This window comes from Pseudobutyrivibrio sp. UC1225, assembly GCF_900115215.1.
Classification (GTDB): Bacteria; Bacillota; Clostridia; order Lachnospirales; family Lachnospiraceae; genus Pseudobutyrivibrio.
In genome coordinates this window covers 558,937-575,820 of the sequence record NZ_FOVQ01000001.1, presented here as the reverse complement: position 1 = coordinate 575,820, position 16,884 = coordinate 558,937, and the positions used below count along the sequence as shown (strand labels likewise).

14 protein-coding genes and 1 other RNA gene are annotated in these 16,884 nt (G+C 38.8%); 12 read left to right on the top strand and 3 right to left on the bottom strand.

Annotated features, from left to right (window positions below; genetic code table 11):
• The first annotated feature begins 4 nt into the window (after positions 1-4).
• On the top strand, positions 5-1,495 hold the full coding sequence (thrC, locus tag BMZ41_RS02695; RefSeq protein ID WP_090526761.1) for a threonine synthase: 1,491 nt from the start codon (positions 5-7) through the stop codon (positions 1,493-1,495).
• 42 nt (positions 1,496-1,537) lie between these two features.
• Here thrC and BMZ41_RS02690 read toward each other — a convergent pair whose 3' ends face one another.
• Positions 1,538-2,419, bottom strand: a complete 882-nt coding sequence (locus BMZ41_RS02690; RefSeq protein WP_090165787.1) for a cyclic di-GMP-binding domain-containing protein, MshE-related — start codon at positions 2,417-2,419, stop codon at positions 1,538-1,540.
• Between the two features lie 3 nt (positions 2,420-2,422).
• The gene (locus BMZ41_RS02685) at positions 2,423-2,803 is read right to left on the bottom strand and encodes a response regulator (protein ID WP_090165789.1); all 381 of its coding nucleotides are present in this window, start codon (positions 2,801-2,803) and stop codon (positions 2,423-2,425) included.
• 207 nt (positions 2,804-3,010) lie between these two features.
• Between BMZ41_RS02685 and BMZ41_RS02680 the strand changes: the two genes are divergently transcribed.
• From BMZ41_RS02680 to BMZ41_RS02670, 3 genes are all read left to right on the top strand, one after another.
• Positions 3,011-3,361: a hypothetical protein gene (locus BMZ41_RS02680; RefSeq protein ID WP_090165791.1), complete on the top strand. Its 351-nt coding sequence runs from the start codon at positions 3,011-3,013 to the stop codon at positions 3,359-3,361.
• An 86-nt stretch (positions 3,362-3,447) separates the two neighbouring features.
• Positions 3,448-4,122, top strand: coding sequence for a response regulator transcription factor (locus BMZ41_RS02675; protein WP_090526759.1), 675 nt, complete (start codon positions 3,448-3,450; stop codon positions 4,120-4,122).
• A 16-nt stretch (positions 4,123-4,138) separates the two neighbouring features.
• Complete coding sequence (locus tag BMZ41_RS02670; RefSeq protein WP_090526756.1) at positions 4,139-5,707, top strand: sensor histidine kinase; 1,569 nt, start codon at positions 4,139-4,141, stop codon at positions 5,705-5,707.
• Positions 5,708-6,291: 584 nt separating this feature from the next.
• Here the strand turns inward: BMZ41_RS02670 and BMZ41_RS02665 are convergent.
• Positions 6,292-7,665, bottom strand: coding sequence for a citrate/2-methylcitrate synthase (locus BMZ41_RS02665; protein ID WP_090165797.1), 1,374 nt, complete (start codon positions 7,663-7,665; stop codon positions 6,292-6,294).
• Positions 7,666-8,005: 340 nt separating this feature from the next.
• On the opposite strand from BMZ41_RS02665, the gene pckA reads away from it, so the two are divergent.
• The 8 genes from pckA to lgt all read left to right on the top strand — a co-directional run bounded on the left by pckA (position 8,006) and on the right by lgt (position 16,776).
• Positions 8,006-9,619: a phosphoenolpyruvate carboxykinase (ATP) gene (gene pckA / locus BMZ41_RS02660; protein ID WP_090165799.1), complete on the top strand. Its 1,614-nt coding sequence runs from the start codon at positions 8,006-8,008 to the stop codon at positions 9,617-9,619.
• A gap of 173 nt (positions 9,620-9,792) precedes the next feature.
• Positions 9,793-9,974: non-coding RNA, 6S RNA (gene ssrS / locus BMZ41_RS02655), on the top strand.
• Between the two features lie 80 nt (positions 9,975-10,054).
• Positions 10,055-10,927 (top strand): YihY/virulence factor BrkB family protein, encoded by an 873-nt coding sequence (locus BMZ41_RS02650; RefSeq protein ID WP_090526754.1) that lies wholly within the window; start codon positions 10,055-10,057, stop codon positions 10,925-10,927.
• A gap of 52 nt (positions 10,928-10,979) precedes the next feature.
• Complete coding sequence (gene queA / locus BMZ41_RS02645) at positions 10,980-12,017, top strand: tRNA preQ1(34) S-adenosylmethionine ribosyltransferase-isomerase QueA (RefSeq protein WP_090165804.1); 1,038 nt, start codon at positions 10,980-10,982, stop codon at positions 12,015-12,017.
• Positions 12,018-12,088: 71 nt separating this feature from the next.
• Complete coding sequence (locus BMZ41_RS02640; RefSeq protein WP_177184135.1) at positions 12,089-13,144, top strand: phenylalanine--tRNA ligase subunit alpha; 1,056 nt, start codon at positions 12,089-12,091, stop codon at positions 13,142-13,144.
• Positions 13,145-13,159: 15 nt separating this feature from the next.
• Positions 13,160-15,520, top strand: coding sequence for a phenylalanine--tRNA ligase subunit beta (pheT, locus tag BMZ41_RS02635; protein WP_090526752.1), 2,361 nt, complete (start codon positions 13,160-13,162; stop codon positions 15,518-15,520).
• Positions 15,521-15,555: 35 nt separating this feature from the next.
• The gene (locus tag BMZ41_RS02630) at positions 15,556-15,903 is read left to right on the top strand and encodes a PilZ domain-containing protein (protein WP_090165808.1); all 348 of its coding nucleotides are present in this window, start codon (positions 15,556-15,558) and stop codon (positions 15,901-15,903) included.
• A gap of 12 nt (positions 15,904-15,915) precedes the next feature.
• Positions 15,916-16,776, top strand: a complete 861-nt coding sequence (lgt, locus tag BMZ41_RS02625) for a prolipoprotein diacylglyceryl transferase (RefSeq protein ID WP_090526750.1) — start codon at positions 15,916-15,918, stop codon at positions 16,774-16,776.
• Positions 16,777-16,884 lie beyond the last annotated feature (108 nt).

Sequence of the window (16,884 nt, the reverse complement as noted above, 5' to 3'; positions counted from 1 at the left end):
AATCATGTCAGTTAATTATGTTAGTACTAGAGATTTAAATAAGCAGGAAATTACTGCTTCACAGGCAATCTTAAAGGGACTTGCAGATGATGGTGGTTTGTTTGTGCCTACATCTATTCCTAAGTTGGAGGTTCCTGTGGAGACGCTTGCTGAGATGACATATCAGCAGGTTGCTTATGAGGTATTAAAGCTTTTTCTTTCAGATTTTACAGAGGATGAGCTTAAGCATTGCATTAACAGTGCATACGACAGCAAGTTTGATACAGAAGAGATTGCACCACTCGTATATGCGGATGGAGCATATTATCTTGAGCTTTTCCATGGAGCTACAATTGCATTTAAGGATATGGCACTTTCAATTTTGCCACATCTTATGATTACTTCCGCTCGTAAAAATAATATAAAGAATGATATTGTAATTCTTACAGCAACATCAGGTGATACAGGAAAAGCAGCACTTGCAGGTTTTGCAGATGTTGAAGGTACAAGAATCGTTGTATTTTATCCAAAGAATGGTGTTTCTGCTATTCAGGAGCGTCAGATGGTTACTCAGAAGGGTGACAATACTCATGTAGTTGGTATTAAGGGTAACTTTGATCAGGCTCAGACAGGTGTTAAGCAGATGTTTAATGACAAGGCTCTTGCAGCAGAATTAGATGCAGCAGGATTCCAGTTCTCATCAGCAAACTCTATCAACATTGGCCGTCTTGTTCCACAGATTGCTTACTACGTATATGCGTATTCAAAGCTTCTTGCAGAGGAGAAGATTACTTCTGGTCAGGAAATCAATGTAGTTGTTCCTACAGGTAATTTTGGTAATATCCTCGCAGCTTATTATGCTAAGAACATGGGGCTTCCAATTGCAAAGCTTGTCTGTGCATCAAATGAGAACAAGGTTCTCTATGATTTCTTTACATCAGGAGAATACGACAAGAACAGAGACTTTATTCTTACAAATTCACCTTCAATGGATATTCTTATTTCAAGTAATCTTGAGAGATTAATTTATCACATTGCTGGAAATGATGCTGAAAAGAACACAGAGCTCATGGAGTCGCTTAAGGTTACAGGAAAGTATCAGATTACTGATGATATGCGTGCAAAGCTTGATAGCTTCTATGGTAATTATGCATCAGAGCTTGAGACAGGAATGACAATCAAGGATTTATACAATGAGACAGGCTACATTATTGATACACACACAGGTGTAGCTGCTTCTGTTTATAACAAATATAAGAAGAAAACTGGTGATGATAAGGTAACTGTGATTGCTTCAACAGCCAGCCCATTTAAGTTTACACGTGCAGTTATGGGTGCTATTGACTCAGCATACGAAAAGGAAGAGGATTTCGTACTTGTAGATAAGCTTTCAGAACTTGGTAAGGTTGATGTACCAAACGCAATAGAAGAGATTCGTTCCGCTCCAGTTCGTCACGACACAGTCGTAGAGGTAGAGGATATGTGCGCAGAAGTTAAGCGTTTCCTAGGCATTTAATTTGTATTAAAAAATGGCACCCATTCGGGTGCCATTTTTAAACTAATAACATACTAGTAAATGAACAATTCCAAATGGATAGGCTACTGGGAAGTCTACACATTTGTTAGGTCCTGAAAGAACACCTTCCTCTGTTATCACAGGAGGTGACAGGGAAATATCTTCTGAAAGCTGATTAGAGGCATTTACTATGAACAATCCATTGTGGAGGTTAAGGAAATCCTCTAATGCAGCTACAATATACTCGTTAAATTCATTGAAATCCTCTTTTGCATATCTTGATGAAAATGCAATAGCGGTCTCTCTGTCGCAGTCGATGTGTGTAATGAACTCATGGTCACTGCTAATACCCTGAGATACGCCGAATGTTATAGGAAATTCCTCCAGCACCATAGGTGAAAGAGGAGAGAAGTCTTCTCCTATAAATCTTATCAGGCTGTTAAACATAAGCTCAAGGTACATAAGATTTAGGTCGTTTGCAGGCATCTCTGCCATAAGGAAGAACTTGGAAATAATACTTTGAATTGCTTCCTGATTTTCTACATCAAGACTCAAATCATAAAGCTCGGCTTCATTTTTATAATCAAAGATAATTCGTTCCAGTTCTTCGTATGAAAAAACACCATCCTCAACCAGATTCTGACCAAGCAATATAAAATCAGGGGTCTGCTTCGATAGGAGCTCCTGAACTTGAGCTTCTTCAAGATAACCTCGTTCTATGGCTATTTCACCAAAGCGCTTGTCCTCGCGAGTCTGAACATAAAGACACTCATCCACTTCGTTGGCAGTCATTAAACCCTCATGTATGGCAATTGTACCAAGCTTTATGTGGGTCTGCGAAAGTCGGGACATAGCACTAAATAGCTGTTCCTGATTTACAATTCCCTTTTGCAACAAATAGTTACCTAAGAACTGTGTGTACATAAACTACTTTCCTCCAAGTCGAAGTTCGATAATTTCTTTAATCTGGTTCTTCTCAAAAGGTTTCTGAATGAAATCCTTTGCACCCAGTTGAATGGCTTTTTTAAGCTGTTCCTGTGTACCCACAGAAGATACGATGATAATAACTGCATCCTTGTCAAAAGATGTAATTTCAGAAAGAGCCTGAGTACCGTCTTTTTCTGGCATAACAATATCCATGAAGACAAGGTCAGGTTTTTCTTTTTTGTAAAGTTCAATAGCTTCAGCGCCATTTTTTCCTTCTATGAAGGTGGCGCCAGTTGCGACTTCCTTTACAGCATCAACCAATTGTTTTCTGGCAAGTACTGAATCATCACAAACTAGAATTTTTTTGTTAGTTATGTCCATAAAGCCAACACCTCCTGCATATTATAAATTAATAATACAATAACAATTGGGTAGATTCAAATGGATTTATCAGAAATCTTAAGTATATTTTGTGAATTTAGCAAATATTAATCAACGACGTTGTATCGAATAATTTCTTGGATGCAATAGAAAAAATGAGGCATTTTCGTTATAATTAATGCATAAAGATTTTTGGAGGGAACAATAATGACAATGAATTTTTTCTCAATCTTTGATGCAATTATCACATTGCTGGGAGCGTACCTGTTATTTACAGGCATCAAGGGATATAAAAAGGGAGAGGTTGATCCTATGGTTGTCACCACGGAGGAGCTTACCAGATGTGGAGATATAAAGGGACTTTCAGCTTATCTTATGCCTAAGTGTGCAATCTTTGGAGCATTCTGTATCATTTTTGGTGTACAGGGACTCTTAAATGATTCACAGTTTATTGCATTTCCTAAGTTTGTAAATGTAATTTTCCTTATAGCTTTTGTTGTTGTGTGGATTTTATTTTCTGCAGCTATTCATAAGGCAAAAAAGCAGTATATTCATTAAAAAATTTAAATAACATCACCTAGAATTCACATAAGTGATGGATACTATAATTCGGTAGTTTACGTATCGTGTTTTAGGAGGCGTACATGAAGAAGATTTTGGTGGTTGATGACGAGGAAAAGATTCGCTCAATTATCCGTAAGTATGGTGAGTTTGAAGGCTATGCAGTCGAAGAGGCCTGTGATGGCATGGAGGCCATCGAAAAGGTAAAGGCCAACAATGATTACGATGTTATAATTATGGATGTTATGATGCCGGAGTTAGATGGCTTTTCGGCATGTAGTGAAATAAAAAAGATAAAAGATATTCCAGTTATTATGCTTTCAGCAAGAGGTGAGGAGTACGACAGAATTCACGGCTTTGAAGCAGGAGTTGATGACTACGTGGTTAAGCCATTTTCACCAAAGGAGCTGATGATGCGCGTGAATGTTGTTACCAGTCGCAGCAAACCTGACGCTGGAGCAGCTATGGATGTTTTCAAATACGAAGGATTGGAAATTAATTTTACCGCTCGTACAGTTTCTATAGATGGAAAGAGAATCGAAATGTCTCCAAAGGAATATGAGCTTCTCTTTTATCTTGTTCGTAATAAGAATATTGCGCTCGAAAGAGAAAGACTTATTACTGAGGTATGGGGATATGACTATTATGGCGATGACAGAACGCTCGATACCCATATTAAGTTACTTAGAAACAGTCTTGGCGAATACAGAAAATTATTAATTACCCTTCGTGGCGTTGGCTACAGATTTGAAGCGTAATAATGGAGGGATTCTTTTGAGAAAAAGTCGTATTAGTATTAAATGGAAGACCTTTTCAATATTCCTGATTTTTACCATAGTGCTTTTAGGAGTACTATGGTTTTTTCAGATAGTCTACCTTGATGATTTCTATAAAATCATAAAAAGACAGGAAACAGAAACTGTTCTTAACAATGTAGAGGAATTGCTTTTATCGTCCAATGATAGTGACGATGATTGTTCTGACGATATAGAAAAGATCGCAGCAAACCATAATCTTGGAATTTTTATTACTGATGAAGATGGTAATTCTATCTACAATGCAGAGTACATCTATAATTCACAGATGTCCTCATTGCCACCGTTTCTTTTCGAAATTTTCTACGATGAGGCTGTGGCCAATGGTGGGGAGGCTGTTATAGAATATAAGGGCAGTGAGATGCAGAACAAAATTCGAGAGGTTCTTGATAGCATAGAAAAGCCTACTGAAGAAGAGGATGCCAACGCGGGACGAATCGCATATACGATACCTCCAAAGAGAGAGGAGCCAGGACAATTCCGTCAGAACATCGGAGACGATATGGCCGAATCAGTTATTTATGTGCGAGTAATCGATGTAGGTAGCTTTAAGCAGGTCATAATGATTAATTCTGTTTTGACCCCAGTGGATGCCACCGTTAGTACACTAAAGGCTGAGCTGAAATACATCTCAGTTATTATAATTATTATTGCTTTTATATTGGCAGTAATGCTTTCGCGAAGCCTGTCAAAATCCATAATTAAAATTAATGATGGAGCAAAGAAGCTGGCTGCTGGAGATTACTCTGTTAAATTCAATTCACATGATTACATGGAGGTGGCTGAGCTTTCAGATACTTTAAATTATGCAACATCCGAATTAGGAAAAGCCGACAGCTTTCAAAAGGAATTGATAGCAAATGTATCTCATGATTTGAGAACACCTCTTACAATGATTAAGGGATATGCAGAGGTAATGCGTGATATTCCTGGAGAAAACACACCGGAAAATGTGCAGGTTATTATTGATGAGACGGAGAGACTTTCAGGTCTTGTTAATGACATGCTAGATATCTCAAAACTTAAGGCAGGTACAATCACTATTCAGCCTGAGGATTATAATATTACTGAAAGTATTCGTCATGTTTTGGAGCGATATAATAAGCTTCGCGAGGTGGATGGATATACTATTGATTTTATATATGATGATGAAGTTATCGTATATGCGGACGAGCAGAAGATGTATCAGGTGCTTTATAACCTTATAAACAACGCTATTAATTATACGGGCGATGACAAGAAAGTAACTGTTATACAAAAGGTTATAGACAACAAGCTTCGAATAGAAGTAAAGGATACAGGACAGGGAGTTAAACAGGAGGATATCCCATACGTTTGGGATAGATATTATAAAGATTCATCAGCTCATAAACGAGCTATTCAGGGTACCGGCCTGGGGCTATCTATCGTAAAGAATGTACTTGAGCTTCATGGTGCTAAATATGGTGTCTTCTCTATAAAAGGTCAGGGCGCAACCTTCTGGTTTGAGATAACAATAAATCCTTTTGTTGAAGAGGATGAGGAATAGGAAAGGAAGAGATGTTTTCTAGGGACTTTAGCTTATGGCTAAAGTCCTTTTTTATTTTCAACCTGCTGATTACAGGATACCCATCAAGGCAGTGCATCAATGATACCCTTCGGCGCTTCGCGTCATTGACCCACTGCCTGTAGATGGGTATAAGGTAATCAAGCAGGCTTGAAAATGGGACTGTGGCATAGCCCAGAGAATAGATATACATAAATTTAGGGCAAATATGTGCTAAAACTGCGATTTACGGAAAAATGGTATGGTTTATGCATTTGTTACGTAGAGTTTTGATAAAGTGAGTATTATTTCGGGAACATAATCTTTTGTATGTGTAGTATTTAATGGGGATATTGGAATAAATGGATATTGGTTAAATTATGTGGATTTTTGATTACGGAAAAACAGTATATATTTGAGCATTGTTACGTAAATGAATCTCTTGTAAGAGTAGTTATTTCCTTTTTTGTAAAAACACTGTAGATTCCCCCAATATATGTGTGTTGAAGGCTGGTGGCATGCCACAGTCCCATTTTCAAGCAGGTAGAAAAAAGGATTCCAGCAAAACGCTAGAATCCTTAAACATTTTAATCCAAAACTCTTTCTTCAATTGGAATGTATTTCTTGTGCTGGCATACTGTCATGTATGCAGGTCTCATAATCTTACCCTTATGGCAAATCTCTTCCATGCGGTGAGCACTCCAGCCAGCGATACGAGCGATGGCAAAGATAGGAGTGAAGAGCTCTCCTGGAATGCCGAGCATCTGATATACGAATCCAGAATAGAAATCCACATTAGGTGAAACACCTTTATAAATCTTTCTCTCCTCAGCAATAATCTTTGGAGCAAGCTTTGCAACTAATTCGTAAAGACGATATTCCTTTTCCATGCCTTTTTCAATGGCAAGGTCTTCTACGAAGGAATGGAAGGTAAGAGCACGTGGATCTGAAACAGAATAGATAGCGTGTCCCATACCATAAATAAGCCCCTGTCGGTCAAAGGCTTCGCCGTGGAGAAGGTCACGAAGGTAATTACCAACCTCTTCCTCGTCTTCCCAATCCTTTAAGACTGATTTCATATCTTCAAACATCTTAACAACTTTGATATTGGCGCCACCGTGCTTTGGACCCTTAAGTGAACCAAGGGCAGCAGCAATAGCAGCGTATGTATCTGTACCTGAAGATGATACAAGGTGAGTAGTAAAGGTAGAGTTGTTACCACCACCGTGCTCCATATGAAGGATTAAAGCAACATCAAGAAGCTTTGCTTCAAGTGGAGTGAATTTACTATCAGGTCTAAGGCAGTGAAGAATGTTCTCTGCTGTAGAATAATCAGGTCTAGGCTGATGAATGATAAGTGAGTTTTCATTATAGTAATAATCATAGGCAGCGTAGCTGTAAACCGAAAGTAATGGGAAATTAGCTATGAGCTGCAAACACTGTCTTAAAACATTTGGTTCTGATGTATCATCAGCGTAATCATCATATGAATAAAGAGCAAGGACGGAACGGGCAAGTGAGTTCATCATGTCCTTTGAAGGGCTCTTCATAATCATGTCGCGAACAAAGTTCTGTGGGAGTGAACGGTAATGTGCCAGTATCCCCTTAAACTCGTTGAGCTGCTCAGTAGTTGGAAGAGTGCCAAATAAAAGAAGATATGCACACTCTTCAAAGCCAAAGTGCTGCTCCTGTGGAAGGTTTTTAACTAAGTCACGTACATTGTAGCCACGGTAGAAAAGCTGTCCGTCGCAAGGTACTTCCTTACCATCCACAAACTTCTTTGAATTAACCTCAGAAATCTCTGTGATACCAACAAGAACACCCTTACCATTAAGGTCACGGAGACCTCTTTTAACATCATAAGTAGTGTACAACTCTGGATCTATATATGAAGATTTTTTGGAAAGCTCCGCAAGCTTTTCCAATTCAGGAGTTATCTCGCTGTAATTCTCAATCACCATGTAACATTGTCCTCCTCAAAACTATTTCGCACTTTAGCGTGCTAAACTACAATTTAATGTATACTACCATAAATATGTGTAAATATACAAGGTTAATTGTGACATTTATTTAGGTTATTTTGCAAGAGAAATAGGCAAATTTAAGAAAAATTTTATAGTTAGCAAATTGCTTAATTTTATGTTTAAAAATTGTACAAATCATAAAACACTTTTTTTGTGAATTTATTGACAATAATTTGTGTAACGTCTAGAATGATAACTAGCGAAAATTAGTTTTTAGCCTTTATTTTATAGGGGTTAGCTAGTAAAAATTTATTTAGAAAAGTGAGGTAAAGACAAGATGGCTAATGTTGATTTAACAAAGTATGGCATCACAGGAACTACTAGCATTGTTCACAATCCTTCTTATGAGGATCTTTACAAGGCAGAGCTCGCAGATTCAAACGAGGGATTTGAAGTAGGTAAGGAAACAGAGCTTGGCGCTGTTAACGTTATGACAGGTATCTACACTGGACGTTCACCTAAGGATAAGTACATCGTTATGGATGAGAATTCTAAGGATACTGTTTGGTGGACAACAGAAGAGTATAAGAATGATAACCATCCAATGTCTGAAGAGGTTTGGGAGAAGGTAAAGGACCTTGCTAAGAAGGAGCTTTCTAACAAGGATCTTTACGTTGTAGATTTATTCTGCGGCGCAAACAAAGACACACGTATGGCAGTTCGTTTCATCGTTGAGGTTGCTTGGCAGGCTCATTTCGTTGAGAACATGTTCATTAAGCCAACAGCAGAGGAGCTTGCAAACTTCGAGCCAGATTTCGTAGTTTACAATGCATCAAAGGCTAAGGTTGAAAACTTCAAGGAGCTCGGTCTTAATTCTGAGACATGTGTAGCTTTCAATATTACAACTCGTGAGCAGGTTATCATCAATACATGGTACGGCGGAGAGATGAAGAAGGGTATGTTCTCAATGATGAACTACTTCCTTCCACTTAAGGGTATTGCTTCAATGCACTGCTCAGCTAACTGCGACATGGATGGAAAGCACACAGCAATCTTCTTTGGTCTTTCTGGAACAGGTAAGACTACACTTTCTACAGATCCAAAGCGTCGTCTTATCGGTGATGATGAGCACGGCTGGGATGACAACGGCGTATTCAACTTCGAAGGTGGTTGCTACGCAAAGGTTATCGGTCTTGATAAAGAGTCTGAGCCAGATATCTACAACGCAATCAGAAGAGATGCTCTTCTTGAGAACGTAACAGTTGATGGCGCAGGTAAGATTGATTTTGATGACAAGAGCGTTACAGAGAATACTCGTGTATCTTATCCAATCGACCACATCAACAATATTGCAGCTGAGGTAAACAAGGTTTCTGCTGGTCCTGATGCTGAAAACGTAATCTTCCTTTCAGCAGATGCATTCGGAGTACTTCCTCCAGTATCTATCCTTACACCAGAGCAGACAAAGTACTACTTCCTTTCAGGATTTACAGCAAAGCTTGCTGGTACTGAGAGAGGTATCACAGAGCCTACACCTACATTCTCCGCTTGCTTCGGTCAGGCATTCCTTGAGCTTCACCCAACAAAGTATGCTGAGGAGCTTGTTAAGAAGATGGAGAAGTCTGGAGCAAAGGCTTACCTTGTTAACACAGGATGGAATGGAACAGGAAAGAGAATCACAATTAAGGATACAAGAGGTATCATCGATGCTATCCTTAACGGTGACATCAAGAATGCTCCAACAAAGACAATTCCTATGTTCAACTTCGAAGTTCCTACAGAGCTTCCAGGTGTTGATCCTAAGATTCTTGATCCTAGAGATACATATGCTAACGCTTCTGAGTGGGAAGAGAAGGCAAAAGATCTTGCAGCTAGATTCAACAAGAACTTTGTTAAGTACACAACAAATGAGGCTGGTAAGGCACTTGTTTCTGCAGGTCCACAGCTCTAATTTGAAGCTTAACAATTATAAATTCTAATAATTTACCCACCTTGTGACATATTGTTACGAGGTGGGCTTATCTTTGGAATATAGGACTTCAATATAACTTTGTGAAAAATCTGTTCTTTATTTTGACACAAATATATTGTAATATAATTGCAGGTACAAGATACCGACTTTTACCTAACCTGGGATGTACGATTTAACTTATCCTTTTTGAACCTACATTTACTTTAAATGGAATGCTTATATTTCTAATCGGCTGTCAGGCCTCCTTTGCAGTGGAAGGCAAAAGATTAGTTGCGGCGATCCACCTAGCTGGCGCTAGGAGTCAATTGATAGGCCCGGCACCTCCGGGTTAGGTTTTAAAAGAAAACAGTAGCGGCTATGCGTTGCATAGTCGCTTTTTCTTTGCTAAAATTTAGGCGTTGAGGAGAATATTTTATGTGGACCTTTTTGGGATATGGAAAAACATATTTAGATAAATGCGGCAGAGATAACATAGGTGCGTACGCTGCACAGACGGCCTACTTTATGATTATGACCGCCATCCCTGTAACTATGCTTTTAGTGTGGATTGCCGGCTTGATTCCTTCTATTAGTCATTATCTTAATGAGCTTATTTATGAGGTTGTTCCTGCGGAGTTTTCACCATTCATGGCAAAGGTTGTTCACCTTGTTACAAAGGGTTCTGTTGGTGCTATTTCTATTTCTGCGCTGATGGCTATCTGGTCTTCAGGAAAAGCTTTTCAGAATCTTATGGTAGGACTTAATCAGGTTAATCAAATAGAAGAAACACGAAATTGGGTTGCCAGACGTATCAAGGCGATTTTCTATACAATGTTTCTTCTTTCAATTATTGTTGTAATCATGCTCATGCTTGTATTTACACAGAAGCTTCAGGGATATGCTAAAAGCAATTATGGCTTCCTTGCATACGTATTTGGAATACGACCATTGTTTAGAAGTATTTTTGTTTTTATCTTTTTGGTTATCGTATTTACGTTTTTATTTACCGCATTGCCAAATAAAAATCTAAAGTTTATGAGCCAGCTACCAGGTGGAATAATCTGTGCGGTTAGCTGGTATATATTCAGTTTGTTCCTTGCTATCTGGGTAAAATACTTTAATGGCTTTTCTATGTATGGAGCTTTGGCCACTATGATGATTTTTATGTTTTGGCTTTATTTCTGTATGTACTTTATGCTTATGGCTGCTGAGGCGAATGTATTTTTTGCAGATGCCTTTGGAATGGCATGGGAGAAGTTCAAAAAAGACTTTAAGGCAAAGCATTTTAGTAATTGGACTACCAAGTAATTCTGTGCTAAACTAGGTTGAATGTTTATTAATGATTTAGAAAGAAATTAAGATGTTAGTAAAAGATTTTGATTACGAGCTTCCTGAGGAGTTGATAGCTCAGGACCCTCTTGAAAAGAGAAGCAACTCAAGACTTATGGTCTTGGACAAAAACACAGGCGAGACACTTCATCGCCATTTCTATGATATTAAAGAATATCTCAGACCAGGTGATTGCCTGGTTATCAATAACACTCGTGTTATTCCAGCAAGATTATATGGAGCAAGAGTAGGCTCTGGCGGAAAGGTAGAGATTCTTCTATTAAAGAGACTCAGCGACACTCAGTGGGAGTGTTTGGTTAAGCCTGGCAAGAAAGCTCGTCCAGGAATGGAGATTTCCTTTGGTGATGGTCTTTTAATTGGAAAGATTATTGATATTGTAGATGAGGGAAATCGTATCATCGAGTTTTCTTATGATGGTATTTTTGAAGAGATTTTAGATAAGCTTGGAGAAATGCCACTTCCACCATATATCACTCATAAGCTTCAGGACAGAGACAGATATCAGACAGTTTATGCAAAGTATGATGGAAGTGCTGCAGCACCTACTGCAGGTCTTCATTTTACACCTGAGCTTCTCGAAGAAGTTAAGGCTATGGGAGTAAAGATTGCGGAGGTTACTCTTCATGTAGGTCTCGGTACCTTCCGTCCTGTAAAAGAGGATGAGGTATTAGATCACCACATGCACTCAGAGTACTATGAGATTACTCAGGAAGCCTGCGATATTATTAATGAGACAAAGGCTAACGGAGGAAGAGTTATTTCAGTAGGCACCACAAGTACACGTACTCTTGAATCAGCTGCAGAGCCAGGAAAGCCACTTGTCCCAAAGAGTGGATGGACACAGATATTCATTTATCCTGGTTATGAGTTTAAGGTTATCGATTGTCTGATTACAAATTTCCATCTTCCACAATCGACACTTATTATGTTGGTTTCAGCGCTGGCAGGAAGAGAACATGTCCTTGCTGCGTATGAGGAAGCTGTTCAGGAAAGATACAGATTTTTCTCCTTTGGAGATGCCATGATGATTACTGATTTACAGCAGTAGGAGTATTGAATTTAACACTTTCAACTGTTAAAATTTTAACTTAATGAGATTATTATTTAGGGAGGCCACCTATGGTAGATATTATTACTGAATTAAGTGCCAAGTTCGAAACAGAGCTTCAGAATATCAAGAATTCTGAAGAGCTTGAGAATATAAGAGTTTCATACCTTGGTAAAAAGGGTAGTGTTACAGCTGCCATGAAAGAAATGGGCAAGCTCTCAGTGGAAGAGAAAAAAGAGTTTGGCCAGAAGATTAACATGCTTAAGAACACTGTTGCAGACAAGATTGCCGAGAAGAAGGATGAGCTTGCAGCATTAGAGCTTCAGAAGGAAATCGATAAGGTTCCAGAGTTTGATATTTCCCTTCCAGAGCATTTTGATCAGGGAAGCTATCATCCAATTACTCTTGTTCAGCGTCAGTGCGAGACAATATTTAAGTCTATGGGCTTTACCGTTGAGGATTACAGCGAGGTGGTTACAGATTACGAGTGTTTCGAGTCTGTTAATATTCCTAAGTATCACCCTGCAAGAGATATGCAGGATACATATTATCTTGAGAATGGTCAGCTTCTTAAGTCTCAGACTACAGCTGCTCAGAACGCTATTTACAAGAAGTATAGAAAGCAGCTTCTTGAGAATGGTACACCTATTAAGGCTATCTTCCCAGGTCGTTGTTTTAGAAACGAAGCTACAGATGCATGTCATGAGAATACTTTCTTCCAGATGGAAGGTGTTATGGTAGGTAAGGACATTTCTATTTCAAACCTTATCTACTTCATGAAGACTATGCTTTCAGAAGTATTTAGAAGAGATATTAAGGTTCGTCTTCGTCCAGGTTTCTTCCCATTCGTGGAGCCAGGTTTCGAGCTTGATATCAACTGCCTCAACTGTGGTGGTAAGGGTTGCCCTTCTTGCAAGCATTCAGGATGGCTTGAGCTTTGCCCATGCGGTATGGTTCATCCAAAGGTTCTCGAAGAGGGTGGCATTGATCCAGAAAAGTACACAGGTTTTGCCTTTGGCCTTGGCCTTACAAGACTTGCAATGATGAAATACGGTATTAAGGACATCCGTGATCTGAACAGCGGTAATCTTAGCAGCTTGGCTCAGTTCACTGATGACGAGCAGTAAGGGAGGACTTTTGATATGTTTATTTCAATGAATTGGATCTCTGATTTTGTTGACCTTAGTGGTCTTGACAAGATGGAGCTTATCGCTAAGTTCTCTCTTGCAACAGCAGAGGTTGAAAATGATATTTTCCATAAGGGTGAGGATTTATCAGGTGTAGTTGTTGCTGAGATTAAATCAGTAGAGGAGCACCCAGAATCTAAGAAACTTCATCTCTTAAAGGTTGATGCCGGAGATGGAAAGCTTACAGATGTTGTATGTGGAGCACCAAATGTTCGCGTTGGTATGAAGACAGCCTTCGCAAAGGTTGGAGCAAAGCTTGGTGAGATTACAATTGCACCACGTCCATTAGCTGGTTTCGAGTCATATGGTATGTGCTGTTCAGAGAAGGAAATCGGAATCTCTGATAACAATGATGGCATCATGGATATTACAGAAGACGTAGCAAATGGTACAGATATCAAGGATTTATACGAAATTGACGATATAATCTTTGAGGTTGATAATAAGTCTCTTACAAACCGTCCAGACCTTTGGGGACACTACGGTATTGCCAGAGAGTTCGCAACAATTGCAAAGCGTCCACTTAAGGAACTTCCTACAATCGACTTAAGCAAGTACGACAATCTTGAAAAGATTGATCTTAAGATTGAGGATGAGCTTTGCCAGAGATATTCATCTATTAAGGTAGAGAATGTTGAGAAGAATGTTGCTCCTATGAATATGAGAATTCGTCTCTACTATTGTGGTATGAGAGGAATCAATCTTCTTACTGATCTTACAAACTACCTTATGCTCGAAATGGGTCAGCCAATGCATGCTTTCGATTCACGCAAGGTTGGTAAGATTCGTATTAAGAGATTTGATAAGCCATTTACTTTCACAACACTTGATGGTGTTGAGAGAAACATAGATGAGAATACACTTATGATATGCAATGATAACACACCAGTTGCTATCGCAGGTATCATGGGTGGTCTCGATTCAGAAATCGTGGAAGATACAACAACACTTACTCTTGAGTCAGCTACATTTAATGCAGCTTCAATCAGAAAGAGTGCAGTTCGTCTTGCTCACAGAACAGATGCATCTGCTCGTTATGAGAAGAGTCTTGATCCAGAGATGACTACAGTTGCCATCGCTCGTTTCATGAAGCTTCTTCTTGATATTGATCCAGGTGTAAAGGTTGTATCAGCACTTACTGATGAATATGCTTTCCATTATCCACATGTAGCCCTCGATTTTGACAAGAACTTTGTGGATAAGTACACTGGAATTGAGATTACAAATGAGCACATTGTGGATACACTTACTGCTTTAGGTTTTGAGGTAAAGCAGGACGGGGATAACTTCCACGTTGATGTTCCTTCATATCGTGCTACAAAGGATATCAGCTTAAAGGCAGATATCATCGAAGAGATTACTCGTATCTATGGTTACGATAATTTTGAGCTTTCTACTACAAATGCTCCTCTCTACCCAGTTCGTATGGATGAGACAAAGAATGTAGAAGACAGAATTAAGGATATCCTTGTTAAGAGATTTAAGCTTCACGAGGTACATTCTTATGTATGGCAGTACGCTGACGAGTATAAGAAGCTTGGAATAGAAGTAGAAGAGAATGTTAAGCTTGCTAATTCTACAAACCCTAACATTGAGACTCTTAGACGTTCAATGATTCCTACTCAGCTTTGCCAGGTTAATTACAATACAGGTTACGATACTGATTTCGGTATTTTCGAGGTTGGTCGTGTTGTTGAAGGACTTAAGGCAGATGGCCTTTGTGATGAGAAGAAGAAGCTTTGCATCACATTATTCTCTAAGACAAAGTCACTTGAGCAGCTTTACTTCGAGCTCCGCGATATGATTGCTGAGACAGTAGACGATGTTAGAAATAAGGCTCTTACATATAAGAAGCTTGAGGCTACACATTCATATGAGCATCCAAAGAATCTTAACGCTCTTATTATTGATGGCGTTCAGATTGGTGAAATTGGTGTTGCTCACCCAGTAGTATCAAAGAAAATTGATAAGAAAGCAGCCATTGTTTTCGCAGAAATCGATGTTGAAGCGCTTTCAGATATCAATCCAGAGCCTATAAAATATGTAGAACCATCAAAATATCCATCAATTGAAGTAGATTTATCATTTATTGCCGAGAAATTTTCTGAAATAAATGATACAATAAAAGAAAGTGCTAAAGATATTCTGAAAAAGGTCGGTGTATCCGATGTTTATTCAGACGGAGGCAGCAAGTCAATTACCGTAAGATTGCTCTTTGGGGATGATGAGCGTACTCTTACACATGAAGAAGTTCAGAAGGTAGTTGACGAGATTATTGAGAAGCTTAAGAATAAGGGGATAAATCTTAAGGCTTAAACGTAACTACTAATTAATGTATTGGGGGGCATGAGATGGAGGAGAAAAGAAAAAGCAAACGTTTAGACATTGGTGTAAAGGTAGAAATTGAGCGAATTGATGAAGCCAACATCACCACCGTGAAGTACATGGAGGTTGAGGTAACCAATATCTCAAAGACAGGTTTAGCTTTTAGGGTTCCTGGTGTGGAATTTGAAATCGGAGCAACTTTCGATGCTAAGATTCAAATTTGGACAAAGGAAACCATTGATTCCGTATTTAAGGTTGTTCGTTCTAACAAGCTTGATGGAGACATCTATGAGTATGGCTGTATATTTGTCGGAATGACAGATACAGACGCGCTGAAGATTGAGATTTATCAGTTGTTTAGCGACGCAGAATAGAGGAGACATAAATTGGATTCTAGCATTATTTTTCCAAATCTTCATATCACTCTAAACAATATTGAAAAAGGATTCCATATCGGGTCCTTTTTCATTGCGTTTTACGGCGTTATAATTGCTATTGGTATGTTGGTTGGGGTCACTTACATTCTTAATGAAGCAAAGCGAGAGGGCTTTGATGAAGACAAATTTTTGGATATCTGTATTATCACCATTATTGTTGGTGTTATCGGAGCCAGACTTTACTATGTAATATTTGCATGGGAGTACTACAAAGATAATCCCCTTAGTGTTTTCAATATCAGACAGGGCGGTCTTGCTATTTATGGCGGAGTGCTTGCTGGTATTGCCTGTGTAGCAGTGCTTTGCAAACTTAGAAAGCATAATTTCCTACAGGTAATGGATATCTGTATTGGCGGTGTGGTCATTGGTCAGATATTTGGTCGATGGGGCAACTTCTTCAATAGAGAAGTTTTTGGACAGTACACGGATGGGCTGTTTGCAATGCTGCTTCCTATTAATTCCATTAGAAGTCAGTCGGATGTTACATCTGAGATGCTTACAAATATCGTGCAGATAAATGGAGTAGACTATATATCTGTTCATCCTACCTTCCTTTATGAGTCTTTATGGAACCTGGGATTGTTTATTATCATGTTCCTAATGATAAGAAAAAAGAAGTTCCAGGGCCAGGTATTTTTTACCTATCTTTTAGGCTACGGAGCAGGACGCTTCTGGATAGAAGGAATTCGTACTGATCAGCTTAAGCTTTGGGGCACAGGCATCCCGGTATCACAAGCATTGGCTGCGATATTAATTGTTCTTGGCACAGGATTATATGTATATAATCTCAAGAAATTAGAAAATAATTAAATAAAAATGTATTTTTTTAAGTACAATCTGAGACATTGGTCAATCCAATGTCTTTTTTTTATGTCTTTTTTGGCATATTTTGTGCTAATTATGGGAACGCCCACCACT